This is a genomic window from Fictibacillus enclensis (assembly GCF_030123385.1).
Lineage (GTDB): Bacteria > Bacillota > Bacilli > Bacillales > Fictibacillaceae > Fictibacillus_C > Fictibacillus_C enclensis.
In genome coordinates this window covers 3,479,276-3,504,753 of record NZ_CP126109.1, presented here as the reverse complement: position 1 = coordinate 3,504,753, position 25,478 = coordinate 3,479,276, and the positions used below count along the sequence as shown (strand labels likewise).

26 protein-coding genes are annotated in these 25,478 nt (G+C 44.1%); 19 read left to right on the top strand and 7 right to left on the bottom strand.

What is annotated here, in order from left to right:
* Window positions 1-43: 43 nt before the first annotated feature.
* Both QNH15_RS18360 and QNH15_RS18355 read right to left on the bottom strand, forming a co-directional pair.
* The gene (locus QNH15_RS18360) at window positions 44-871 is read right to left on the bottom strand and encodes a carbohydrate ABC transporter permease (RefSeq protein ID WP_090235172.1); all 828 of its coding nucleotides are present in this window, start codon (window positions 869-871) and stop codon (window positions 44-46) included.
* The gene (locus tag QNH15_RS18355) at window positions 871-1,755 is read right to left on the bottom strand and encodes a carbohydrate ABC transporter permease (protein WP_090236856.1); all 885 of its coding nucleotides are present in this window, start codon (window positions 1,753-1,755) and stop codon (window positions 871-873) included. Before QNH15_RS18355 ends, QNH15_RS18360 begins: the two co-directional genes overlap by 1 nt.
* Window positions 1,756-2,032: 277 nt before the next feature.
* On the opposite strand from QNH15_RS18355, the gene QNH15_RS18350 reads away from it, so the two are divergent.
* Entirely contained in the window at window positions 2,033-3,853 is a 1,821-nt protein-coding gene (locus QNH15_RS18350; RefSeq protein WP_283889614.1) for a sensor histidine kinase, read from the top strand.
* On the top strand, window positions 3,850-5,433 hold the full coding sequence (locus QNH15_RS18345) for a response regulator (RefSeq protein ID WP_283889613.1): 1,584 nt from the start codon (window positions 3,850-3,852) through the stop codon (window positions 5,431-5,433). Before QNH15_RS18350 ends, QNH15_RS18345 begins: the two co-directional genes overlap by 4 nt.
* A gap of 49 nt (window positions 5,434-5,482) precedes the next feature.
* Here the strand turns inward: QNH15_RS18345 and QNH15_RS18340 are convergent, their stop codons facing one another.
* On the bottom strand, window positions 5,483-5,833 hold the full coding sequence (locus QNH15_RS18340; RefSeq protein ID WP_283889612.1) for a hypothetical protein: 351 nt from the start codon (window positions 5,831-5,833) through the stop codon (window positions 5,483-5,485).
* 131 nt (window positions 5,834-5,964) lie between these two features.
* Window positions 5,965-6,153 carry a hypothetical protein gene (locus tag QNH15_RS18335; protein WP_283889611.1) on the bottom strand — a complete coding sequence of 63 codons (189 nt, stop codon included), beginning with the start codon at window positions 6,151-6,153 and terminating at the stop codon, window positions 5,965-5,967.
* A gap of 212 nt (window positions 6,154-6,365) precedes the next feature.
* On the opposite strand from QNH15_RS18335, the gene QNH15_RS18330 reads away from it, so the two are divergent.
* Entirely contained in the window at window positions 6,366-8,036 is a 1,671-nt protein-coding gene (locus tag QNH15_RS18330; protein WP_283889610.1) for a glycoside hydrolase family 13 protein, read from the top strand.
* A gap of 51 nt (window positions 8,037-8,087) precedes the next feature.
* Here QNH15_RS18330 and QNH15_RS18325 read toward each other — a convergent pair whose 3' ends face one another.
* Both QNH15_RS18325 and QNH15_RS18320 read right to left on the bottom strand, forming a co-directional pair.
* Window positions 8,088-8,606 carry an SRPBCC domain-containing protein gene (locus QNH15_RS18325; protein WP_283889609.1) on the bottom strand — a complete coding sequence of 173 codons (519 nt, stop codon included), beginning with the start codon at window positions 8,604-8,606 and terminating at the stop codon, window positions 8,088-8,090.
* Window positions 8,607-8,655: 49 nt separating this feature from the next.
* Window positions 8,656-8,982, bottom strand: coding sequence for an ArsR/SmtB family transcription factor (locus QNH15_RS18320; protein WP_061972374.1), 327 nt, complete (start codon window positions 8,980-8,982; stop codon window positions 8,656-8,658).
* A 192-nt stretch (window positions 8,983-9,174) separates the two neighbouring features.
* On the opposite strand from QNH15_RS18320, the gene QNH15_RS18315 reads away from it, so the two are divergent.
* The 13 genes from QNH15_RS18315 to QNH15_RS18255 all read left to right on the top strand — a co-directional run bounded on the left by QNH15_RS18315 (window position 9,175) and on the right by QNH15_RS18255 (window position 20,724).
* A complete protein-coding gene (locus QNH15_RS18315; protein WP_061972375.1) occupies window positions 9,175-10,002 on the top strand; it encodes a MerR family transcriptional regulator in 828 nt (275 codons plus the stop codon).
* Window positions 10,003-10,074: 72 nt separating this feature from the next.
* The gene (locus QNH15_RS18310; RefSeq protein WP_283889608.1) at window positions 10,075-11,565 is read left to right on the top strand and encodes a UbiD family decarboxylase; all 1,491 of its coding nucleotides are present in this window, start codon (window positions 10,075-10,077) and stop codon (window positions 11,563-11,565) included.
* On the top strand, window positions 11,565-12,134 hold the full coding sequence (locus QNH15_RS18305) for a non-oxidative hydroxyarylic acid decarboxylases subunit B (RefSeq protein WP_283895643.1): 570 nt from the start codon (window positions 11,565-11,567) through the stop codon (window positions 12,132-12,134). Before QNH15_RS18310 ends, QNH15_RS18305 begins: the two co-directional genes overlap by 1 nt.
* A gap of 26 nt (window positions 12,135-12,160) precedes the next feature.
* Window positions 12,161-13,021 carry an alpha/beta fold hydrolase gene (locus tag QNH15_RS18300; protein WP_283889607.1) on the top strand — a complete coding sequence of 287 codons (861 nt, stop codon included), beginning with the start codon at window positions 12,161-12,163 and terminating at the stop codon, window positions 13,019-13,021.
* 223 nt (window positions 13,022-13,244) lie between these two features.
* Entirely contained in the window at window positions 13,245-13,967 is a 723-nt protein-coding gene (locus QNH15_RS18295; RefSeq protein ID WP_061972378.1) for a carboxymuconolactone decarboxylase family protein, read from the top strand.
* 5 nt (window positions 13,968-13,972) lie between these two features.
* Window positions 13,973-14,662, top strand: a complete 690-nt coding sequence (locus QNH15_RS18290) for a CoA transferase subunit A (RefSeq protein WP_283889606.1) — start codon at window positions 13,973-13,975, stop codon at window positions 14,660-14,662.
* Window positions 14,655-15,302 carry a 3-oxoacid CoA-transferase subunit B gene (locus QNH15_RS18285; protein ID WP_061972380.1) on the top strand — a complete coding sequence of 216 codons (648 nt, stop codon included), beginning with the start codon at window positions 14,655-14,657 and terminating at the stop codon, window positions 15,300-15,302. The genes QNH15_RS18290 and QNH15_RS18285 overlap by 8 nt, the downstream gene beginning before the upstream one ends.
* Window positions 15,299-16,429 carry a muconate cycloisomerase family protein gene (locus tag QNH15_RS18280; RefSeq protein WP_283889605.1) on the top strand — a complete coding sequence of 377 codons (1,131 nt, stop codon included), beginning with the start codon at window positions 15,299-15,301 and terminating at the stop codon, window positions 16,427-16,429. Before QNH15_RS18285 ends, QNH15_RS18280 begins: the two co-directional genes overlap by 4 nt.
* A gap of 33 nt (window positions 16,430-16,462) precedes the next feature.
* A complete protein-coding gene (locus QNH15_RS18275) occupies window positions 16,463-16,780 on the top strand; it encodes a DUF3870 domain-containing protein (protein WP_283895642.1) in 318 nt (105 codons plus the stop codon).
* 1 nt (window position 16,781) lies between these two features.
* Window positions 16,782-17,975, top strand: a complete 1,194-nt coding sequence (locus QNH15_RS18270) for a thiolase family protein (protein ID WP_061972382.1) — start codon at window positions 16,782-16,784, stop codon at window positions 17,973-17,975.
* An 18-nt stretch (window positions 17,976-17,993) separates the two neighbouring features.
* Window positions 17,994-18,806, top strand: coding sequence for a dioxygenase family protein (locus QNH15_RS18265; RefSeq protein WP_283889604.1), 813 nt, complete (start codon window positions 17,994-17,996; stop codon window positions 18,804-18,806).
* Window positions 18,807-18,932: 126 nt separating this feature from the next.
* Window positions 18,933-20,297, top strand: coding sequence for an MFS transporter (locus QNH15_RS18260; RefSeq protein ID WP_283889603.1), 1,365 nt, complete (start codon window positions 18,933-18,935; stop codon window positions 20,295-20,297).
* Window positions 20,298-20,520: 223 nt separating this feature from the next.
* The gene (locus tag QNH15_RS18255; protein ID WP_061972385.1) at window positions 20,521-20,724 is read left to right on the top strand and encodes a hypothetical protein; all 204 of its coding nucleotides are present in this window, start codon (window positions 20,521-20,523) and stop codon (window positions 20,722-20,724) included.
* Between the two features lie 168 nt (window positions 20,725-20,892).
* Here QNH15_RS18255 and QNH15_RS18250 read toward each other — a convergent pair whose 3' ends face one another.
* Window positions 20,893-21,558, bottom strand: a complete 666-nt coding sequence (locus QNH15_RS18250) for a haloacid dehalogenase type II (RefSeq protein ID WP_283889602.1) — start codon at window positions 21,556-21,558, stop codon at window positions 20,893-20,895.
* 191 nt (window positions 21,559-21,749) lie between these two features.
* Here QNH15_RS18250 and QNH15_RS18245 point away from each other — a divergent pair, with 191 nt between their 5' ends.
* The 3 genes from QNH15_RS18245 (at window position 21,750) to QNH15_RS18235 (ending at window position 25,417) form a co-directional block, all read left to right on the top strand.
* Window positions 21,750-22,628, top strand: coding sequence for a pirin family protein (locus QNH15_RS18245; RefSeq protein ID WP_283889601.1), 879 nt, complete (start codon window positions 21,750-21,752; stop codon window positions 22,626-22,628).
* A 16-nt stretch (window positions 22,629-22,644) separates the two neighbouring features.
* Complete coding sequence (gene murB, locus QNH15_RS18240; protein WP_283889600.1) at window positions 22,645-23,574, top strand: UDP-N-acetylmuramate dehydrogenase; 930 nt, start codon at window positions 22,645-22,647, stop codon at window positions 23,572-23,574.
* Between the two features lie 214 nt (window positions 23,575-23,788).
* Window positions 23,789-25,417 carry a helix-turn-helix domain-containing protein gene (locus tag QNH15_RS18235; protein WP_283889599.1) on the top strand — a complete coding sequence of 543 codons (1,629 nt, stop codon included), beginning with the start codon at window positions 23,789-23,791 and terminating at the stop codon, window positions 25,415-25,417.
* Window positions 25,418-25,478: the final 61 nt, after the last annotated feature.

Sequence of the window (25,478 nt, the reverse complement as noted above, 5' to 3'; positions counted from 1 at the left end):
CCTCCTGAACATGATTCATTTATAGTTTGAAAAAAGAATAACCTTATTTGATGGAACCGCTGGTAATACCTTTAATAATGTGCCTTTGCATGGAGAAGAAGAAAATGAGCAAAGGAATGATGCCCAGGATCAAAGCGGCAAGTGCCAGATCCCATTGCTTCGTATACTGTCCAAAGAAGAAGAACGTAGCGAGCGGTACAGTTCGTAATTCCGGATTTTGCAGAACAAGTGACGGAAGCAGGAAGTCATTCCAGATCCACAGGCTGTTCAGGATCACAATGGTTACTGTAATTGGCTTTAACAGCGGGAACACAATTCTCCAGAATACCCCGAATCGGGAACATCCATCGATGATTGCTGCTTCTTCCAGTTCTTTTGGAATTCCTTTAATAAAGCCGTGATACAGGAAGATCGTCATCCCGGATCCGAATCCAAGATACATGATGACCAGTCCCCAGATGCTGTTGAGAAGGCCGAATGTTCCGGCTGTTTTGATCAATGGAATCATAATGGACTGAAACGGAATGATCATGGCTGCAACAAACATCATGAAAATGATATTGCTGATTTTCTTTTTGGTCCGGACCAGCATGTAGGCGGCCATGGAACAGAAGACCACAAGAACGACGTTGCTGGCGACCGTAATGATCAGTGAGTTTGAAAATACTTTCAAGTAGTTCAGCTTTTCGAATGCGTTTACATAGTTCTCAAATTGAAAGACCTTGGGAAGCGCCGAGGTATTGGTCAGGATTTCGGCGAACGGCTTCAGAGAATTTGAGATTACGTAATAAAAAGGAACCAAAAAGAGCAGGCCGAGCAGAATCGCAAGGATTTCAACAATGAATGTTTTGCCCGTATATTTGTTTTCCATCACGATTCAACCTCCTTTTTCTTCGTGTACATAACCTGAATGACCGTAATGGCGGCAACAACGATGAAGAAGATCAGCGCTTTCGCTTCACCAATTCCGTAACGGTTGTTAACAAAGGCTTCTGTGTAAATGTTCAGTGCCAGCATCTCGGTTGACTTGAACGGCCCGCCGTTCGTCAGGGACAGGTTGGCATCAAAGATTTTGAATGATGATGCAGTGGTTAAGAATAAACAAATCGTTACCGCTGGTGCTACCATCGGGATGGTAATATGGCGGAGGATCTGCCATCGGTTGGCACCATCGATACGGGCAGCTTCCACGATTTCCTGAGGAACATTCTGCAGAGCGGCAATGTAGATGATCATGATGTAGCCGGCACCCTGCCATACACTGACAATCACGATTCCCCAAAACGCCGTTTTTGCATCTCCAAGCCAGGCCATTTCAAAAAGTGGAATACCCGTGATTTGTCCGATGGATGCAAATCCTTTGACGAAAATAAACTGCCAGATGAAGCCTAAAAGCAATCCGCCGATTAAGTTCGGCATGAAGAATACGGTACGCAGAATGTTTCTTGTCTTTAGCATTTGTGTGACCAGAATGGCAAGCGCAAATCCAATCACATTGGTAAGTATAATGGCAACGACTGTGTATTTAGCGGTCAGCAGAAACGAAGCCTGGAATTGCTTGTCTTCCGTGAATAAGTATTTGAAATTATCGAATCCGACCCAATTGATATTCCCTGTTACTCCGTTCCAATCGGTAAAGGCGTAATAGATCCCGGTAAAGAAAGGAATTAAAACGATTATTGTAAACGCTAACAGAACAGGGCCGACAAAAAGAGTGAATAATCCTGCATCTTTCCATTTTTTCTTGGAAGCCATGGAAACAGGCTTTGATACGTTGGTGTTTTTTTGTAAGGCACCGCCTTGAAGATTTGTAGCTTTCGTCTGACTATTCACATAAAGCACCTCCCGTACCTTTTATTTTAGGGATTCCTGAAATTTATGAAACGGCTTACATTGACCAACAGGGTGGAAAATATTGAACAGTGATTTTTGAATCAAGGAATGAGAAGGTTATGCTACAATAAAGAAAAATCTGTAAGCAATATAATTCAAGGGAGGAAGGTTAGCCGAAAGTATAGCTGACCAAATTGGTATGCAGTGGGGGATCCGAAAGAAACTCATCATCTTATTGCTTGTAGCAACCGTGCTTCCGTTTGGAACCTCGATTGCCGTCACGTATTATCAAACCACACAAGCTCTCAATGACCGCTTTGTTTCCACAAACCATGATTTAATTCAAAAAGGGGAAGAGGACCTGGCTGCATACTTTGATGAAGTCGCAGATATGGGAACGGTTTTATACCGGTATACTCCTTTTATGAATGTAATGAGGGGGGGAGTATCGGCCGACTTCAACAACAACCAGGAAGAGGTTCGACGGCTGCTCGCCTATTTATTTAATACTCGTCCAGAAATTGAACAGATGCATCTGTATATCGATAAAGAAAAAGATTCGTATACCAATTTTCATTCTTCCATCAGCGGAAGAGGGAAGTATGAGAACATTTTTTCACATCCGTATTATGCTCAATTGAAAAAGAGCAGCACGTTTTCCATCATTGAGCCGCCGCATAAAATTTATCCTTATAATCATTTGTCAGATATCCCAGACTCTGAAAAGAAAAAAGTCTTGAGCTTTCATAATATTATCCGTGACGTTCCTTCAGATAAGTTTCTTGGCTTCCTGTCGATTGATATTAACCTTTCAAAGATTAGCTCCCTGTCAAACCGGCTGTATACAAAGGGTGTTGAAGATCTGTACATTATGGATGACCAAGGGAATATCGTTTATTCGTCCAATGAAAAACAAATTGGGAACAAAAATAAAGAAAAATGGTTCGACCATGTAAAGAGCAGTGATAAAAGCAGCAAAAGCCTGGAATGGCAGGACAAGAAATTTTCGGGAGAGATTGTGTACGAGCGTTTTTCGGCTCCATATAAAAACTGGTATATTGTAAAAAGAATTCCGTATGACGTTCTTTATCAGAGCGCAAGGGAAACCGCATTGATGAATATTTTTATCGGCATTATAACGTTGATCATCGTACTTTTGGCGACATTATTTGTTTCACTTAAACTGACCGCGCCGATAAAAGTATTAAGCAACAACATGAAAAAGGTGGAAAATGGGGAACTCGAAGCTGACTTCGATTCGTTGGGGAATGATGAAATCGGCATGCTTGGCCGCAACTTCAAATCGATGATCACCAAGATCAATCAGCTAATCGACAGGGAATACAAACTGGAGATTGAAAATAAATCATCTCAGCTCAGGGTGCTGCGTTCTCAGATCAACCCTCATTTCCTTTACAATGCACTTCAGTCGATTGGTACGCTGGCCCTTAAATCGAATGCTGCGTCTGTCTATTCGTTGTTAACCTCCTTATCCAACATCATGAGGTACAGCATGAACATGAAAGAAGATGTTGTTCCATTGAACCTGGAGCTGAGGCATGTAAAATCGTATTTGGTGCTTCAAAAACAGCGGTTCGAAGACAAATTTGAATATGAGCTTCAGGTTGAAAAAGAAGTGGAACAGGTTCTGGTTCCGAAAATGATTTTACAGCCCATTGTGGAGAACAGCTTCAAGCACGGCTTTGACCAGCAGATCGAGGAAGCGGCCGTAACGATCAAAGCGCATGCCATGGATGAAGAAAAAATTAAGCTGTCCGTGAGCGATAACGGAAGGGGCATTGATACGCAGCAATTAAAGGACTTGAAGGGTGCGCTTTTCGAGGAAAGTCCATCTGAAGAAGAACGCAGCGAAGCCATCGGGTTAAAAAACATTTATGATCGGCTTCAGATCTATTACAGCAATCAGGCAAAAATGTCGGTGGAAAGCGGGGATGCCGGAGGCTTTACAGTGACCATTGAGATCCCCAGGGTAATGCCAAAAGAGGTGAAACAATCATGAAAGTCTTGATTATTGATGATGAGAAACACGTCCGGGATGGAATCCGGCTGCTTGGTGCCTGGGAAGAAAACGGTATCGGTGAATTTTATGAAGCCGAAAATGGGGAAGATGCCATTCGTTTGATTCAAGAGCACCGGCCAGAGATTATATTTTCCGATATGAAAATGCCAAAGATGGATGGCACGCAGCTTCTTGAATGGATTAAGGCGAATCAGCCGAAAAGCAAAACCATTGTGGTAACCGGTTATGATGATTATCACTATATGAGAAAAGCAATTCATTTTGGGAGCTACGACTACCTTCTTAAACCAATTGATCCGGAAATCCTGAATCAAACGTTGAAAAACGCAGTAGAGGAATGGAAGAAAGAAGAAGCTGATCGCAAAAGCAAGGATAGCAGCTACCAAATGATCAATGAAATGAAACCTGTATTTCGTGACCGGAAGCTTACCCAGCTTGTAAGCAGTGACAGTATCAAGGATGAGCTGTACAAAGAGCTTGGCTTTCAATTGTCTCAAACCTATATGGTTGCTCTTATGCGGCTGGATGGCAAAACGATTAAATCGTTTCAGGGAGACAGAGATCTTGCTTACTTTACAATTTTAAATGTGATCAATGAAATTCTTATGGAGTGTGACTGCGGGATCGGCTTCCGCTACCTCTCCAGCAAAGGCGAAATTGTTATGATTTTCTGGAACATGCTCGACCAAATCGAGGAACGTCTGTCCCAGATTCATCAGACACTGAAGAAGGTATTGAATCGTTCCTGCCCGATTGCCATCGGGGAAGCAGTTACTGGTACCGCCGGGTTGCTGCAATCGTATCACCATGCCAAGCAAGTGCTGCTTTCGAGTAATCTGTTGGAGCGGAAAGAAAAGCGGGTCTATGGACCGGATACGGTTCAAGTTATCTCACCGAAAAGCCTGATGTCTTATAGTTCCGACATTGAAGGGGGCATGATGGCTGGACGAATTGAAGCGTTTGACGATCTCATTGAGGATGTGACAAACGATTTTACCGAGAACGGATATTTGTCATTGAAGCAGTTGCTGCATTTTGAAAACGAATATCAGGTGATCAGCAACATATGGTTCAAGCATTACAATATTCCGATCGGCTCAAGTGAAAGCATTGAAAAGCGGATCGATCCCTATTTTGATGCCGGGGGCACGTTTAATCTGGAAGACTACAAAAAAAGAATCCGCCGGGAAATTTCCGTCTTCCTGAAAAAAGTAAAGAAGGCTTCAAAACAAAAGGGCAACATCATCCATGAGATTGAAAAGTATTTGCAGTCCCACTTTGACCGGGATGTAAAACTTCGGGAAATTTCGGACCATTTTTACATCAGCAGGGAGTATATTTCGAGGAAATTCAAGCAGGAGCTCAATGTTAACATTTCGGATTATTTGGTAAGAATCCGCATGAACAAAGCAAAATCCTTATTAAAAAACAGTGACCTGAAAATCTATGAAATTGCGAACATGATCGGCTATCAGGATGATAAATATTTCCGCAAAGTATTCAAAAAGGTAGAGGGCATTACCCCGAATGAATACCGCGATCAATATTCAGTAAAATAAGTGTTTGCTGCACAAGAAAAGAAGAGGGAGAGCCCCTCTTCTTTTGCATTTAGCTTGTTAAAAAGTCCTTCATAATAAGAACGTAAACACCGATCAAAAAAGCGGATCCCCCATTGTCCAACATGTTTTCATGGTTTTTCAACTCCCTTATTTTCACCATACTTGATGATTGAAAAGCTGATGAAGAAAAACCAAATGCAAACAGCACACTGCCTAAAATAATGAAAATGTTGATGTAGCTTTTTAAGATGATGTTGAAATGATCAGGATCACTTCCGCCTTGATCAGTTAGCCAGTTAGTTGCTAGTGAATCACCAAAAGTCATACTATTAAACAACAATATGATTCCTAATAAACTCACCATTAATCCTGTAGCTAATGTATTCGTGAAATTCATCATATTATCTCCTTACTTCTGAAGGGTTTAAGGAAAAGGCGGGAAGAGAACAGACCACAATTAGAGAGTTTCAAACTATAAAATTGCTCATTAAGAAGACCTTTCTGACAGAAAGGTCTTCAACGTTTAAGTGCTCATTTCCATTCTAAAATCACTGTGTCTTCCGTCTGGGTGAGATAAGGATTGGCTCCAATGCATTTTCTTGCGGCAGCAGAGACGATCTGTTTTTTGGCCAAGCTGGCTCTGTTTTTTACAGCAGCAGAAGCTTTACCCCTTCCATCATAAAAGAATGGAGGGTTCACCAAGCGTTCCGACGTACTCATCTAATATCTCCCCTTATTAGAATATTTTGTAAGTTTATTATAAAGGAAATTATTGGTTGCGGCAACAGGGATTCAATGCCGTTAACCCATGGAATACAGGGTTCAATATATTCCACCTTATCCGTCAATGTAAGCCGTTTCATTACGCTGTTGATTCTCTAAAATGTAAAATGGACAGGTAAAAGTTTTTGATGAAAAGTTGGAGGTTTGACATGAGCAAAATATGGTGGAAAGAAAGTGTCATCTATCAAGTGTATCCCCGCAGCTTTATGGACAGCAACGGCGACGGAATCGGGGATTTGAAAGGCGTAACAACAAAGCTTGATTATTTAAAAGAACTTGGGATTGACGTCATCTGGCTCTGCCCGATGTTTAAGTCACCAAACGACGATAATGGCTATGATATTTCGGATTATCAGGACATAATGAATGAGTTCGGTACATTGGCAGATTTTGATGAGCTGCTGGCGGAAGTGCACAAGCGGGGCATGAAGCTGATCCTTGACCTGGTGATCAATCATACGAGTGATGAGCATCCATGGTTTATTGAATCGCGTTCTTCCAAAGATAATCCAAAGCGGGACTGGTATATCTGGCGTGATGGAAAGAATGGAAAAGCGCCAAACAACTGGGAGTCCATTTTCAGCGGGCCAGCCTGGAAGTATGATGAACAAACCGACCAATATTTCATGCACATTTTCTCCGAACGTCAGCCTGACCTGAACTGGGAGAATCCGGAGGTGAAAGATGCCCTTTATGACATGGTGAATTGGTGGCTTGAAAAGGGAATCGACGGTTTCCGCGTAGATGCCATTTCACACATCAAAAAAGAACCGGGCTTTCCAGATATGGAGAATCCTGACGAGCTGGAGTGTGTCTCCTGTTTTCCGTTTATGATGAACGTGGAAGGCATTGATAAATGGCTCACCGAGCTTTCACAAAAAACATTTAAGAAATACGATGTTATGACAGTTGGAGAAGCCAATGGTGTAAAAATTGAAGAAGCTGAAAAATGGGTCGGCGAAGACAATGGCCATTTTAATATGATTTTTCAGTTCGAGTTTCTGGACCTTTGGGATAAAGATGCGGAAGAGGGCATTGATGTTGCTGGGCTGAAGAAGGTGTTAAGCAAGTGGCAAACAGGGCTTGAGGGAAGAGGATGGAATGCGCTTTTCATCGAAAACCATGACCAGCCTCGCCGTGTTTCCACATGGGGGAATGACCAGAACTATTGGTCAGAAAGCGCCAAAATGCTGGCGGCCCTGTACTTTCTTATGAAAGGAACACCGTTCATTTATCAGGGCCAGGAAATAGGCATGACCAACGTTCAGTTTCCTTCGATAGAAGACTACAATGATGTAGGAATGGTCAACTATTACCGCATCGAAACGGCGAAGGGCCGCTCGCATGACGAGATCATGAACATCATCTGGAAAACAGGGCGAGATAATTCCCGTACCCCAATGCAATGGAATGCCGAGCATATGGGAGGTTTCACCACTGGGGATCAAACATGGCTGGGCGTTAATCCGAATTACAAAGAAATTAATGTGGAAGAACAATGGAACAACCCGGATTCCATCTTAAGCTTTTACAAAAAATTGATCAGCATGCGCAAGGACAATCCAATCTGGGTATACGGCGTCTACGAATTGTTGCAGCAGGATCATCCTGAACTCTTTGTTTATACGCGCACACTTGATGACAAGTGTGCCATTGTCATCAACAATTTCAGTGACCAGCGTTCTGAATTTGAAGTGCCGGACGATCTGGTATTTGAATCATCACAATTGGTGCTGAACAATTACGAGGAGGCAGACACCACACTTCCTAAGCAGGTTACCCTTCAGCCGTATGAAACGAGAGTTTATCTATTGAGCTAATAACAAGAGGCCGAGTACCATGAAAGGTATGCGGCCTCTTGTTTATGCTTATTATTGATCAACCAGTTCTTTTTCCAAAAATTCATCCAACCGTTCATATTGGGAGGTAACACCTTCAATGATGCCCATCTCTTTGACCTGCTGCAGTGCTTCTTCCGTTGCGAAAGTGGTCCGCGTAATGACGTTCGTTTTGTCGCCTTGTTCAACAAATTCCATCGTAATCAAAAGCTCAGGCATGTTCTCCATGAGATTGCCGTCGCTGTCTACAAAGGTGTCTTTATAAACAAGCCTTTCAGGAGCGGAAATTTCCTCGTAAAATGCTTTCCCGCAGGATTCCTGTCCGTAAAACTCTTCCTGATTTTTGTCCGTGCACTTCATGCAGTAATACCACACACCGCCCGGCTTAAAATCAAATTCCCGTATTTCTGTCTGCCAGCCTTTTGGCCCCCACCAGTTCGCCAGGTGTTTGGGATCAGAAAAGGCTTGAAAAACAAGAGTTCTTGGAGCGTCAAAGACTCTCTCCACAATTAATACTCGGCCTTCAGTGCTCGTTTTTAAAGAGTGGGACATGATCATTTTCCTCCTAAATGGTTAGTCACTGCTTTTCTTGAAACGAGGATCAGTCTTTTCCTTGAAGCTTTTGCAAATACTCATCCAAACGGTCAAATCGTTCCTCCCATACATGCTCGAAGGAGGTAAGCCATCCATCCAAATCTTTGAACGGCTGCTGGCAAAGCTTGTAAATCCGCATGTTTGCTTGAGCTTTGACCTCAACAAGACCCGCTTTATTTAAAACACCAAGATGTTTCGACGTCTGAGGTTGGAGAAGCTCCAGCTTTTCTGCGATCTCCCCTACTGTAAGGGGACCTTCACGTAATAGCTCAACAATCTGGAGGCGCTTAGGCTCGGCAAGTGCAGATAAGGTGGCATTGATGTTCGCGCTCATATCAGGTGTCTCCTTTCATTACTAATATACCTAAATAGGAATATTCTTGTAAAGGAATATTTAGATGAATTTAGTAAATATTTTTAATTTTGTTTATAATGGAGAACAGAAAGCTGAAAATGCAGGAACATTATTGGTATCGAACATGCTGATCAAAATAATACAAACAAAATAAAAAAGGAGATAATCGTTTTGGAACGGTATTTTTCAATAAGCGAAATGGCTTCCATTCATGGAGTTTCCAGGCAAACCCTCATTTATTATGATAAGATTGAGCTGTTTCAGCCTGTACATATTGATGAAAACGGTTATCGTTTTTATGCGGCAGAGCAGATACCGTTTTTGCGTGAAATCTGCTTTTTAAAATCCATCGGCATTAAGCTGAATGATATCAAAGAGCATATCGGGAACCGCAACCTGACTTCTGCTATCTCTTTATTGGAATATCATCATGACTTGCTTCAACGGGAGATCGATTCGCTGCAAAAAGCAAAAATGTTCATTCAGCAGAGGCTGGGGAAATATTCGGAGGCTTCCCGTTTTAAAAGTGATCTGGATCAGCCGGTCATTGAGCAATTTCCGGAGAGGAAGGTCGTGTTCGTTCCTTTTGAAAATGAGATTTGCAGAAAGGAGCTTCACGTTACACTCATGAAAGCCTGGCATATCCTCAGCCAACAGGAAATGCTTCCATCAGATGGGTTTGGTACTCTGATTTTGAAAGACCAGTTGGGAACCAATCAGGTTTTTAAGGGAGCGGGCATTTTTACAGCGCTTCCTCTGGACGATACGGTTACGGAACAACTCAGGATTTTGCCAGCGGGGCAGTATGCCTGCATGTATAAATATGGGATGCCTTATGAGACGCAATGTCTGAAGGAACTGGTTCAGTGGATAGAGGAACAGGGCTACCGGATTACAGGAGATGTCATAGACGCCTGTCTGCTTGATACAACATTTTATGAAACCGAACAGAATGTAGATTTTTGCCAGCTGCAAATTCCTGTAGAAAAAATGGTTTGATGTTTTTATTGACTGTATAGCTGTTATACACCTTACCATAAAGGTATAGACAAATTACTGGGAGGTTTTACTATGCCTGCAATAACCAAGGTAAAAGTAACAGACTTAAGGTCAGCTCTCGAACTTTTGAAAACGGTTCCAGGGCAGTTGATTGAAACAAGCGAACCGGTGGATCCGCATGCGGAGCTTTCAGGCGTCTACCGTCATGTCGGTGCAGGGGGAACGGTCAAACGGCCGACGCAAATCGGTCCTGCCATGCTGTTTAATCATGTTATAGGCCATGAGGATGCTAGTGTTATCATCGGGCTGCTCGCAAGCAGAGAACGCGTCGGCCTTCTGCTTGATACACCGGCGGACCGCCTTGGCTTCCTGCTGAATGAAGCGGTAAAAGCGCCCATACAGCCGGTAACCATCCCGAATGAAAAAGCAAAGGCCCAGGAAGTGGTGCATTATGCGGACGAACCCGGATTTGATATCCGCAAGCTCATTCCTGCTCCAACCAACACGGAAGAGGATGCAGGGCCTTATATCACAATGGGCATGTGCTATGCATCAGATACCGAAACAGCAGAGTCGGACGTGACCATTCACCGACTATGCCTGCAAAGCAAAGACGAAATGTCGATGTACTTTGTTCCCGGCAGGCACCTGGAGACGTACCGGCTTAAGGCAGAACAAGAAGGAAAACCGCTGCCGATTTCGATCAGCATCGGGGTAGATCCGGCGATTGAAATTGCGGCTTGCTTTGAACCGCCAACCACGCCGCTTGGCTTCAATGAATTAAGCATTGCAGGAGCCATCAGGAAAGAAGCGGTGGAACTGGTTCCTTGCCTGACTATCGATGAAAAAGCGATTGCCAATGCGGAATATGTAATTGAAGGCGAGCTGATTCCAAACGTACGGGTAAGGGAAGATCAGAATACAAACACAGGCAAAGCTATGCCTGAATTTCCGGGTTACACAGGGCCTGCAATAGCGGAGCTTCCCCTGATCAAAGTGAAGGCTGTAACCCATCGCAAAAATCCCATCATGCAGACGGTCATCGGACCAAGTGAAGAGCATGTCAATATGGCAGGCATTCCAACCGAAGCCAGCATACTGCAAATGGTGGACCGAGCCATGCCGGGAAAACTTTTAAACGTGTATGCCCATTCATCCGGCGGAGGGAAATACATGGCGGTCTTGCAGTTTAAAAAGAGCCTTCCTGCAGACGAAGGCCGCCAGCGGCAAGCTGCACTGCTAGCATTTTCCGCCTTTTCCGAGTTAAAGCATATTATCATCGTGGACGAGGATGTGGATCTCTTTGACAGCAACGATGTGATGTGGGCCCTGAATACCCGTTTTCAGGGTGATGTGGATACGATGATGCTGCCAGGGGTCCGCTGCCATCCGCTCGATCCTTCACAAAGCCCGGAATACAGTCATACCATCCATCAAAAAGGGGTTTCGTGCAAAATGATCTTCGACTGCACCGTGCCATTTCATCTAAAGGAACATTTTAAACGGGCAGAATTTAAAGAAGTGGATCCGAGCCGCTTTGCTCCGGATTTATTCAAAAGTTGATGAAAATCATTGTAGCGATCACCGGAGCAACGGGTGCGGTATTTGGAATCCGTCTCCTTGAAAAATTGAAGGAAGCGGGAGTGGAAACGCATCTTGTGCTTTCTTCTTGGGCGAGGACGACGATTGTACATGAAACCTCCTATTCTATTAAAGACGTCGAAGGAATGGCCGATTTTTTCTATTCGAACAAAGATCAGGCCGCAAGAATTTCAAGCGGATCGTTCCGGATCGATGGCATGATCGTCGCACCATGCAGTATGAAGACGCTGGCTTCAATAAGAATCGGTTTGGCAGATAACCTGATTTCAAGAGCAGCGGATGTCATGCTGAAGGAACAGAAGAAATTGCTGTTGATGACAAGGGAAACCCCGTTAAATACGATTCATTTGGAAAACATGACGGAGCTTTCAAGAATGGGAGCGATTATCTTTCCACCGATGCCCGCTTTCTATAATCTTCCGGAAACACTCGAGGACCTGATTGATCATCAGGTGTACAGGATGCTCGACCAGTTTGGCATCGTGCGTAATGAAGCGAAAAGGTGGCAAGGGCTTGGGAATCGCCAATAAAAATACCGAAAGAGCGGAGTGAAATCATGCAGCTTAAACAACTATCATTAGGTACAAGAACCATGCAGTATGCGGACTATCCAGGGAGCAAGGGCACGATCATTGCCATTCATGGATTAACCGGCAATCATAAACAAATGCACTATTATGCCGAAAAGCTCAAAGGGGATTACCGCGTCATTGCGGTGGATTTGAGAGGCAGAGGAAACAGTTCAGCAGCAGATGAGAACACCAGTCTTTTTCAGCATGCGGAGGATATCATTTCACTCATTAAAGAGTTGAAAATTGAGGAACCCCTCTTACTCGGTTACTCCATGGGAGCTTTTATTTCAGCTGTAGTCGCAAGCGAGATGGAGGACGTGAAAGGCGTGATATTACTGGATGGGGCTGCGGCATGCACTCAGCAGCAGCGGGATATTGTGCAGCCATCCCTTGGCAGGCTGAGTAAAACCTATGAAACTCAGGAACAATATATCAAAGAGCTTAAGGAAATCTATGGACGCCTTGGTGTCACCTGGACGGATCATTTGAAAAGTGTGGCAGAATATGAGACACATGAAGTGAATGGACATTGGGAGAACAAGTCTTCAGAGGTGGCCATTGAATCTGATTTTAATAGCTTTTATTCCTTTGTGCCGGAGGAGATCTGTTCAAAAGTAACCTGCCCGGTTTTGCTCGTCCATGCCAGCGGGGCGATCGGCACGTTTCCGCCGCTCTTTTATGCAGAAGCTTATGACGAGACCAGAAAGCACATTGAAGATCTTGAAAATGTAACATCAGACTGCAACCATTATACTATGGTGTTTGAAAACCGTGAAGAAATCAATAAAGCGATTTTGACTTTCTTAACAAAAATAGCTAGCAAAGTGCACAATCAATTGTTGTAATCTTCGGAATTTTGTTGTACTATAATGGTAATTAAAAATGATTGCCTATTCATTAGCGATTAAAAAATGCCCTTTTTTAATACTAAACTAGTGAACTTCCGGCTGTCTTGAACACTTGCTATCTAATATTTAGATAGTAATGTTTAAGACGGCCTTTTTTGTTGGCAACAATGAAAACGCTTTGATTTTATTCAAGGTAATACATCACAGGAAGGTGAGGCAGATGGCGACAGGGTTATCCTACTTTAAGGAAGTGTACGATGTGGTTCCCGGCTGGGTTCAGAAAATGCATGATTACCGGCCGGCCGCATTGGACCATTATACAAGCTTGCGCAGCGACATCATGCAGGACGGAGCATTATCAAGAAAGGAAAAAGACATTCTTCTTGTGGGCATGAATGCTGCACGATTATATGAGAGAAGCATGATCTATCACACAAAAGGAGCGCTGGACTATGGTGCAACCCTTTCCGAGCTTGCCGAGTATCTCATCGTTCCTTACCTGTATAACGGTAACGGGGCGCTTAAAACAGGTGTTAAGTCACTGGAATACGCTCTTACATTGAAGGACCGGGACTTTACCCCTCTGGCAGCGGGTGAGCACACCACAGAGGAACTGATGTCTCACATGATCGGGCTGCTGGGTAATGAGGACTCCGCATTTGCTCAACAGGTGCTTAACCTGATCAGGGAAGGTGAAGAGCAGGAAGTGGATAGCTTCATTTTAAGTGAGGCTGTAGTTGCCCAAAAGCTAAAACACATTTTAATGACAGGTATTTATATTACAGAACTAAAGGGAAAACAGGCCGGTAAATGGATGGAGAAGGCAAGGGAGTGCGGAGCAACCGAAGAAGAGCTTGCAGATACAGGATTCATCTGCTTATTGACCGCAGGAATTCCCGCGTGGTTTGAAGCAAGTGATTCATTAACCGAAATCAAAGGATGATTAACATGACAAAATTGCTGCCGGATGGCACGTCAGCTCTTGAAGCCGTTAAAACGGGTGACACGATCATGGTCGGGGGATTTGGACTGATTGGTGCTCCACTAACATTAATCGATGCGCTCACAAACAAGGATGTAAAGGATTTAACGATCATCAGCAATAATCTTGGTGAAAAGGGCAAGGGCCTGGGGATTTTGCTGGGACAGAAAAAGATCAAAAAAGGAATCGGCTCTTATTTCACAAGCAACCGGGATGTCGGGGATGCCTACCAACGAGGCGAAATTGAACTGGAGCTTCTCCCTCAAGGGACCCTTTCAGAATCGATCCGGGCAGGAGGGGCCGGCATCGGAGGATATTACACCAAAACAGGCGTCGGAACGGAACTGGCCAAAAATAAGGAAGAACGCGAAATCAATGGCGAAAGGTATATTTTTGAACAGGCCATCCGTGCTAATGTGGCACTGATCAGAGCCTGGAAAGCCGATACGCTTGGAAATCTTGTCTATTACAAAACGGCCAGAAATTTCAATCCGGTCATGGCGACCGCCGCAGATGTGGTCATTGCAGAGGTTGATGAGATTGTGGAACCGGGAGAATTGTCTCCAGAAGAAATTGTAACGCCGCATCTCTTTGTTGATGGCATCCTTTTGGCATCCAAGATTCTCACAAACGAAGGGGTTGTCTCTCATGGCTAACGAAATACAGGAATCCATTGCAAGACGGGCGGCAAAGGAACTTAACGGACCGTGTGTGGTAAATCTCGGGATTGGGATTCCCACCCTGGTTGCAAAGTATATTGATGATGAACAAGTCTATTTTCACACCGAAAACGGGTTGCTCGGCGTGACGGATGTAGACGAAGAAAACAAGGATCCGAACCTGGTGAACGCCGGCAAGCTGCCGGTCGGTGAAACGATCGGTGCCTCTTTTTTTAACAGTGCTGAATCATTTGGCATGATTCGCGGCGGACACGTGGACGTCGCCATACTCGGTGTGCTGCAGATGGACCAATCGGGTAAGATCGCGAACTGGGCCGTTCCAGGAAAAAATATCATGGGAGTCGGCGGTGCCATGGACCTGCTCGTCGGAGCCAAAAAGGTCATCGTTACGACGACGCATACGGCGAAGGATGGCAGCAGCAAGCTGTTAAAAGAGTGCACATTTCCAATTACGTCTACAAGAAGTGTGGATATGATCATTACGGAATTGGCCGTTTTTGAAGTGAAGGAGAAAAAGCTGGAGCTTGTGGAACTCATGCCGGGTGCCACCCTTGATGAGGTAAAAGAAAAAACAGAAGCGGAGTTTTCCATCCGCCTGAAGGAGGGGGCACTGTGAAGATTCATTCGCTCCATGTATATATTCTTGATTTGCCGACCATTCGTCCCCATCACCTTTCAATGCACACGATCGTCACTCAGACGATTGTGATGGCATGTGTAAAAAGCACCGATGGCCTGGAAGGATGGGGAGAAGTAGCCACCATCGGAGGGGTTTCGTATGGCGAGGAAAGCCCGGAATCGATAAAATTAACCGCCGAAAAATACATTACACCATTGATTCTTGGAAAGGACCCTACCAACTTTGATGCCCTTTCCCACTACATCAGCACGAATGTGAAAGGCAATTATTTTGCCAAAGCGTTGGTTGAATCTTCTGTCGTTGACCTGGTCGCAAAGTCGAAAAACATACCAGCATATGAGCTGTTTGGCGGCAAATGCCATGATTCGCTGTCCGTTGCCTGGACCCTTGCATCAGGAGATACCGGCAAAGACATCGAAGAAGCGCAGAACTGCCTGCAACTGAAAAAGCATAACATCTTCAAGTTGAAAATTGGAAAGGGAGATCCGAAGGAAAATGTGGCACATGTCACTAAGATCAAAGCGGCGGTGGGGGATCAAGCCAGTGTCCGCGTCGATGTGAACCAGGCATGGGATGAGGCGACTTCACTCTATTGCATTGAGGCTCTGGAAGCAGGCGGTGTGGATTTGATTGAACAGCCGCTTGCCGCCTGGAACAATGAAGGAATGACCCGGTTGGTTTCCCGGTTTAAAGTACCGGTGATGGCTGATGAATCACTGGGAACCGTTCAGGATGCCTATCAGATCGCCAAACACCGGGCCGCAGATGTTTTTGCATTAAAGCCGGCTAAAGCAGGTGGATTGACGGCGACCAAGAAAATCGCTGCCATTGCCGAAGCATCAGGCATTCCGCTGTATGGAGGGACGATGATTGAATCGACGCTCGGGACAGCCATCTGCGCCCAGCTTTATTCCACGATTCCGGAGATGAGTTTTGGAACAGAGCTTTTTGGTCCGCTGCTGTTTAAGGACAATGTTACATTAAATGATCTTGACTATGAAAAATTCCAACTGAAAATACCGGGAGGACCTGGTTTTGGACTGGAAGTGGACAAAGAAAAAATTAAGCATTATGCAAGGGAATTCGTGGGAAGCACCATTTAAAACGATCTTTGAAAGGAAGTGATTGCGTTGAGCATGCCGACGTTGCTGATTACCGCCTATGCCAAAGCCCCGCAAAATACGAGCATGTATGAAAATTACAAGTACGCAGGCATCGTCCTAGAAATCCATAAAGAAACCCACATCATCATCAATGCTGAATTCGCCTTTTTAACGCAGCTTGCACAGGAATTCTTTAAGCGCATGGTCATTGGCTATGATTTCAGCAAAGAGATTCAGCCACTGATTGAAAAGATTGCTAAGGATTTTCTGGCTCCTTCACAGCAGGCCGTCATCGTGGCGTTAAAAACAGCACATCAACGATATCAAGACAATTTGGAAGAGGGGACCTGATTTGAAGAATGTAGTCATTATTGACGCTGTCCGGACCGCCATTGGAAAACTTGGCGGTGCACTGGAAACCGTACCGGCAGATTTCCTCGCAACAGCGGTTTTGGAAGAAGCGGTGCAGCGGGCAGGTATAACAAAAGATATGGTCGATGAAATCATTTTGGGCCAGGCGAAACAAAGCTCGGATGCGTCCAACCTCGCCAGGGTGGCCTCCCTCCGGGCAGGGTTTCCTGTTGAGGTCCCCAGCTACACCGTTCACCGGCAATGCGGCTCGGGTGTACAGGCCATTAACTCTGCTGCTCAGCAAATTCAATGCGGACTGGCCAATGTCGTTATTGCAGGCGGTGCCGAATCCATGAGTACTGCACCGTATTACATGAGAAACATTCGCTTTGGTCTCAAGTCGGGCAACGGCCAGCTGCTGGATCCGAACACGGAAAGCCAGCCGGGTTCACAGCCAGTGGAAGACTATGGCCGACTAACGATGGGATTGACCGCTGAAAACCTGGCGGAAAAATATAATATTTCAAGAACTGAGCAGGATGAATTTGCTTTACGCAGCCAGGAAAACACAAGAAACGCGATCTCAAGCGGAAAATTCGAAACAGAAATTGTTCCTTATCAGCTGAAGACCAAAAAAGGGGTGATGGAGTTTAAAATAGATGAACATCCGCGGGAAACCTCGATGGAAAAGCTCGCCAAGCTCAAGCCGGTGTTCAAGGAAAACGGAACCGTTACAGCCGGCAACTCAAGCGGCCGAAATGACGGGGCCTCTGCACTCGTATTGATGTCAGAAGAAGAAGCACACCGTCTTGATAAAACTCCAAAAGCGCGCATTATCGCCCAGGCTGCCTCTGGTGTCTCTCCCGACTACATGGGAATCGGTCCTGTCAGCGCTACTTTGAAAGCGCTTAAACAGGCAGATCTTTCCTTGGAGGATATCGATGTTATTGAGCTTAATGAAGCTTTTTCTGCCCAATCATTGGCAGTTATTAAACAATTGAAGCTCGATATCAATAAAGTCAACCCGAATGGCGGTGCGATTGCACTCGGACACCCGATCGGAGCCACCGGTGCTATATTGGCCACAAAAGCTCTCTATGAACTCGAGCGGACAGGCAAGCGGTATGGCTTGATCACCTTATGTATTGCAGGCGGATTAGGAATTACAAGCATTATTGAAAATACACAAATCTAAATTAATGGGGGAATTAACATGAAAAATCAAAAAGTAATCGATGTGTATCAAGGATTGGTTGTAAAGTTTAAAGAGTTGATCAGAGAGCATGAAATTGATCATGATGACTACCAGGAACTCGTTAACTGGATGGATCGGCTGGGCCGTGCAGGAGAGATTCCATTGTTTATGGATGTTTTCTTTGAAACACATGCGCTTCAGGAAATGTATAAGAATGTAAAAGGAACCGAGCCTACCATTCTTGGACCTTACTTTATTGAAAATACACCAAGTGTTGAAAACCCTGGTGAGCTTCCGCAGCGTGAAGACGAGCCTGGGGACGTGCTCTATTTTTCCGGTTCCGTCAAAGACACAGACGGCAACCCGCTGGCCAATACCAAAATTGATATGTGGCAGGCAGATGCAAACGGAGAATATTCCTACTTTGCAGAAGGCATTCCGGATAACAATCTCCGTGGTATTTTCTACACAGATGAAAATGGTAATTTTGAAATCAAAACGGTTGTGCCGGGCAACTATTCCATCCCTTCAGATGGGCCATCCGGACAATTTTTGAAATGGATCGACCATCATGCATTTCGTCCTGCGCATCTGCATTTGTTGTTCCAGCCGGAAAACGGGGACAAGCTTGTCACACAGATCTACTTTGAAGGCGATCAGTATTTGGATAACGATGTGGCTCAAGGAGTTCGCGGCAGCCTGGTTACCAAGCTGGACAAAAAGAGCGGGGCAGAAAAAGGACTCGAAACCGATTACTATACCGCACATCTTGATTTTGAGCTTCGTCTGCAGGACAAGCCGGTATTCTCCAAAGAAGTTTACAGCGTATAAGACTTTTCTCTCAACCTAGTCAACCATTCGGCTATTTGAACCAATTACTATCCTGTTTTCATAGTAGAGTTCAAATAGCCTTTTTTTGTTCAGAACGGAGTTTAATAAAAAACAAGGAGTAAGATCATGCGAAAAATTGTTGCGCTTGATGTTGTTGCTGCCAGTAAGTTTAACCGCTTTCATTTGCTTGTTTTTATCTGGTGCTTTTATGCGATCGCCTTTGATGGATATGACATTGCCATGTATGGTGTGGGGCTTCCATGGATGATGAAAGAATGGGGGCTGTCCCCGATCCAGGCAGGTGCTGTAGGAAGCTATTCATTGTTTGGCATGCTTCTCGGCGCACTTGTCCTTGGGCCAGTCGCAGACAAGTACGGACGAAAAAATGTCATAGTCCTTTGCATGCTGCTGTTTAGTGTTTTTACACTGGGAGCTGGAATGGCACCGAATCTCATGGTATTTGGTGTGATGCGGTTTATCGCCGCAATCGGCATGGGCGGCCTGATGCCTAATGTCATTTCACTAATGACCGAGTACTCTCCGAAAAAGAGGCGTGCCATCATTGTCGCGTCCATGTATATCGGCTATTCGCTTGGAGGCATTCTGGCCTCGCTCACAGGAATGTTTTTGATCAGTGATGCCAACTGGAGGATTTTGTACTATATCGGGATCATTCCGTTACTGACACTTCCGTTTTTCATCAAGCAATTTCCGGAGTCGCTGTCCTACTATCTGGCAAGAAACAGGATTGGTGACGTTGTGCGCATCCTGAATCAAGTAGATCCTGCAGGAGAATACAAAGAGTTTGACGATTATATGCAAAAAGATACACAGGAGGGTATCAAAGGGTCACCGGTGAAAAAACTGTTTAACCAGAATCGAGCATTCAGCACAGCCGCCATATGGACAGCCGTTTTCTGCACGCTGATGATGGCATATGGCCTGAATACATGGCTTCCTAAAATGATGCAAGAGTTCGGCTTCAGCATTTCGTCCAGCATGTCCTTTAACCTCATTCTTTGTCTTGGGCAAATCGCCGGTTCCATCGGGGGAGGATATTTTGCCGGAAAGATTGGCCACCGAAATGTACTCGTTTCACTGTTTGTTCTTGGCGCCGTCACGTTTATTGCCTTGAGCATGGCCAGCAATGTAACTTTTGTCTATTTCCTTGTTTTCCTTGGCGGCGCCTGCACAGTAGGAGCCATGAACCTTGGAAATCCGTATATTACAGAATACTATCCGCGTGAAATCCGGGCGACTGGAATTGGATACGCACAGGCGGCTGGACGGGTCGGTTCCATCCTGGCACCCACACTCATTGCTCTAATTATGGCAGCCGGTGCAGGTTCAAAAATGGTATTCGGCTTGTTTGCCATTCCTAGCCTGATTGCCGCCGTCGGTTACCTCCTTGTTCGCGAAAAATATGGTTCGTTTGACAAGGCTGAGGTAGAGCCAGAGCCAGAAAGAGCAAGAAAAACCGTGTCCGTTTAAGTTGAAAAAAACCTCTCTTTAGATCTTTTCTAGAGAGAGGTTTTTATGTTTGTTTTCTATTTGTTAGAAATAATGCGATAAAAAGGAAAAGAGATTAGGTATTTACAGTATGATAGGAATAAGAGAGGGGAGAAAGACATTGATTTTAGCACTTTTCATCTTTTATTTTATATTTATAATCAGTCTGGCAACCGGATTCACTATACGCAGGCGGATAAGAAGAATGATCGTCAGCATTCTTCTTATGCTGTATGCCGTGTTTATGTATCCCTGGCTGGTTCCCATGATAGGAGAGTGGAAGGGCCTGGATGGAGTGGCAAGCCTGATGCTCGGTCATTTCTTATTGTTAATTGGAGCTATTATTCTTTTTATTGCAAGCCTTTTTACCGAAAAAGAAGTGAAAAAGGCAGACAGGTTAGAGAATTAGTTCATTTTAAGGCAGTTTCCAGACTGGGATCTTTTAAAAATTGCCTTCCCAGATCACTTACTGTCCACTTTTGATAAATTACTGGCCGAAATTAAATATTTACTGTCCCCTTTTAAACTTTTACTGGCGGCTTTCGAGAATTTACTGTCCGGGCTTACCAGTCTCCTATCAGGAATTCCACTCCAGAATTCCATTCAAGTCTGTGTATATCGCATCAGGAATAAGGTTCAATTCTTCCACAGGCAGGTCATTTCGGTTAATCCAGGCCGTTTGAAGACCAAAGTTCTTGGCCCCTGAAATGTCCCAGCCATTGGATGACATGAACAGGACTTCTTCCCGTTTCACGTTCAGTGTTTTTAATACGTGATAATAGGAAGCAGGGGTCGGCTTATACTGTTTGATCTCATCAATGCTGATTACAAAATCAAAGAGGTTTGTTAATCCTGACTGGTGAACCAAAGGATCAAGCATGTCATGGGAACCGTTGGAAAAAATCGCAAGCGTTTTATCGCTTAACTGGGACAGGACGCTTTCGGTCTCAGGGTAATGAGTAAGTTTTAAATAGGCATCCATCAATTCCTTTTCGATTTGTTCGTTGCTCTCTCCTTGATTCTTTTTAATCGCATATCGCAATGCATCCCGGGTGATGGTTGAGAAGGTCTCGTAATTCCCCATCAACTGTCTCAGATTCGAATACTCAATCTGCTTTGTTCTCCAGTCCTGGCTGATCTGCGCTCCCTTTTCAGGATAAAATTCCTCGCATTTTTCCTTCACGGAATGAACGTCAAACAACGTGCCGTATACGTCAAATACAAAGGCTTGAATTGAACTCATTTACTTTTCCTCCTGAACGTGCATTTTCTCTTCCTTACGTTGTTCCCTATATAAGGAAAAATAACCATTAGCAGTACAACTATTTAATTGTTTTTAGTAAGTAGATATGGTTTAATTAGCTTATTGATTTAAATTCTTTGATTAAAAAATAGATTTCTTACAATAACAGCGAATTGAGAGGATGTTCATATATGTCAGTTTCATCTTCAACAGATATTTTTCAGCGGGATGTAAAGGATCATTGGTATGTGAATTATGAAGAGGTGGATTTGCCGGCAATACAAAAGGGATGGGTGTTGCCGCCGGGCCGCTGGTACGATTTTGATCCGTTTATTTTAATGGCGGAGGATTGGTTTAAGCGGGGAACGTTCTCAGATCATCCGCATCGAGGCTTCCAAACGATCACCTATGTCATCGATGGAAGGCTGGAACACATCGATAATGCAGGAGGACGGGACATTCTTGAACCCGGTGACGTCCAGTACATGAACGCCGGTTGGGCGGCACGTCATGCGGAAGAAGGGGTGGACGATGATATTGCACATACCCTTCAACTATGGCTCAACCTGCCGAAAACGTTAAAACACACCGAAACCTCTTACCAGAACGTTTATGCTGAAGATGCACCATCTGTTTCCATTGAAGGAGGCCGTGTAAAAGTGTTCTCGGGTGAAACAGCAGGTGTAAATGGCCCGCTACATTCGATTGTTCCCATTACATTAGCAGAGATCTCATTAAACGAAGGAGCAGAATATGTTCACACCCTGCCGGAGAACCACAACGCCTTTGTGTATGTTTTGTCAGGAGATGTGGAGCTAGGTGACTCTCGTGTTTCGTTAAAAAAACATGGTGTTGCCATGTTAACTTTTGATAATGAGGGAAATGAAAAGAATAACAGTGGGCTAAAGATAAAATCCAATAGCCGACGTACACGGCTGCTCGTATATTCAGGAGCACCGATTAACGAAGAGGTGGTTCCGTACGGGCCATTTGTGATGAATACAATGGAAGAAATTAAACAGGCATATAGAGATTTTCGTGATGGCAAGTTTGGACCGCCTGCCATTTAACAGGAGGAAAGGACGCATGAGACAATATTCTAAAATTAAAGCGAGACTGCAGGAAGTTTTGCCGCCGGAGGATCGTATCTTTTTTGAACCGATCAAGAAACATACGTATACCAAACTTGGTGGGGAAGCCGACATTTTTGTCACTCCTACCACAATCGGGCAGCTTAAAGAGATCATGCAAATCGCTAAAGAATATCAGACACCGGTAACTGTCATGGGAAATGGATCCAACCTGATCATTAAGGACAATGGCCTGCAGGGGCTGACCATCAATCTGGAGCATATGAACGAAATCAGTACACTACACCAATCCATTTACGCCCAGGCAGGAGCGGGGCTCATTGATGTATCCCGCAAGGCGCTTGAAATGAAATTATCCGGGCTGGAGTTCGCCTGCGGAATTCCCGGGACCATCGGCGGCGCACTGTACATGAATGCCGGCGCGTACGGCGGACAAGTTTCCGATGTCTTGATAAGAGCACTGGTCATGAATACAGAAGGCGATTTGCTGACCTTGAGCAAGGACGAGCTGAACATGGGGTACAGAAAAAGTCTTATCGCAACCGGAGACTACATTGTGCTGGAAGCCGAATTTGGACTTGAGCCAGGAATATATGAAAAGATAAAAGAAAAGATGGATCATTTCACCCACCTCAGGGAAAGTAAACAGCCCCTTGAATATCCATCTTGCGGAAGTGTGTTCAAGCGGCCTCAGGGGCATTATACAGGTAAGCTGATCCAGGATTGCGGTCTTCAAGGCTTCAGGATCGGCGGAGCGCAGATTTCTACCAAGCACGCGGGATTTATCGTAAATGTTGGCGGAGCGACCGCAAAAGATTACACCGACTTGATCAGGATCATTCAAAAAACGGTGAAACGAAAATTTGGCGTTGACCTGGAAACCGAAGTGATTATCAGGGGCAGGGAGGATCAGGAGGTTTCTTGATAGTTAACCCCTTTTTAACTAAAGAATAGAGAATGGTACGATTTTGAAAAAATGCTCCGTAGAGATTTTTATCCCTTTGTACCTTCTTTTAGCGTAATAAACCAATGAATGAACCCCCTTAGGAAATAAATTCCTAAGGGTGTTTTTTGTGTGCACACAGACGGCTGATTTCCTTTCTAGTAGAATAAGAGGAAAACGAAAGAGGGGGCCCTGTATGGATTTAATTACAGATAAAAAATATTTAAGACTACTTGAAATTAATCAAATTTTAACTCAAAGCCTGGATATACAGTGTATTTTAAGAAATTTAGTTGAAGCGGCATATGATTTAATCGAAGGAGCGGATACTATCATTTTGTATTACTTAAATCCGGAAGGTCAGCTTGAATTTGCTGACGGGGTTGGAGTGGATCATCACTATATGAGGAAGGTGTGTTTTCAACCCGGGGAATCCCTGACAGGCCATGTGTTTTTAACTCAAACCGCCAAGAACTGTACAGGTGACATTGTAGAACGTTTCATGGAAAATATGTCAGAAACAAACAGGGATAATTTATTAAAAGGTGTAAGGAATAAAAGAATAAAAAATTCCATAGTGGTTCCATTGCTTTATAAGGAGGAAAGCATAGGAGTACTGGTTGTTGACAACTTTATGGATGATACTAAGGGTTTTCAGGAAGAAGAAACCCGTGTAATTCAAGTTATCGCTGATCAGGCAGCCATTGCTATTATGAATTCCAAGTTATTTAAGGACGTTCAGTCAAAAAATGAAGAGTTAAGTAACTCTCTCAATATCCAAAACACCTTTATGAAAGTGTTGCTTGAGGGGAAAGGGATGGATCAAATTCTAATGGTCATTAGCCGTATTTTAAAGTATCCAGTTGCTTTCCGAGAAACTGCAGATTATACAAATCGGTGTTTTCCTATCATTTGTTCAAATGAAACACTAGGCTATTTGAAAATAGAAGAGAATATAGCCTCTTTATCTAAATTAAAATATGCTGCTTTAAGTCACGCCGCTACAGCTATGGCCTTAGAGCTTATAAAACAGAATGCGATTTTTGAGAAGGAGCTCCTTCTTCGTCAAGAGCTTTTTCAGCAAATTATGGAGGGTCCACAAACTCAAGATGTGATGAGTATGATGAAACCGTTTGGGATTAATGATAGTTCAAAATTAACATGTATGGTTTTGGAAACTAGGTCTCAAACTCTTTGGAACACTCATTCCTTCACACAGAAGAGAAAGTTTATTAACCAGTTAGAGACTGTAATCTCTCCTTTTTGTACTAACAGCATAATCTTTATCAAAGTACATCAGGTTATTGTGTTATTGCCTTCCGTAACTGGAGAAATCGTTAATAACATCGGTAAGGCTCTATCATTGAAGGATGAATTAAAAGGCTTCGTCATAGGTATAGGACGCGAGGTATCTGTTCCAAAAATTGCTGAATCGTATCAAGAAGCTGTGGAGGCAGCTGCTTATTGCAAATCTGTTAACCATTCGTCCATCGCAACGTATTCGGAACTTGGGGCGGAGCGTCTATGGCATACAATTGAGCCAGGCATCTTGAGCAAGTTTGCCAAGGATCATATCGGTCAACTGCAAAGTATGGATCCCAGCTATTGGGAAACCATGAGAGCATTTGTTCAATTCAATGGAAATCATAAACAAACTGCTGTTAGTTTGCATATCCATCCAAATACGCTGGCCTATCGGCTTAAAAAGATTGAGGAAGTACTTGACGTTAAATTGACTAGTCAAAAAGACATGATTAACATCATCTTATCCATGGAGATTCTTCATTTCACCCAAACTCGTTTTGTGGATACCCACAATAAGTAGTTAATTTTTTTGGAGCTTGCCATATACGCCTTTATTAGTCTGAATATTATAATAAATTTAT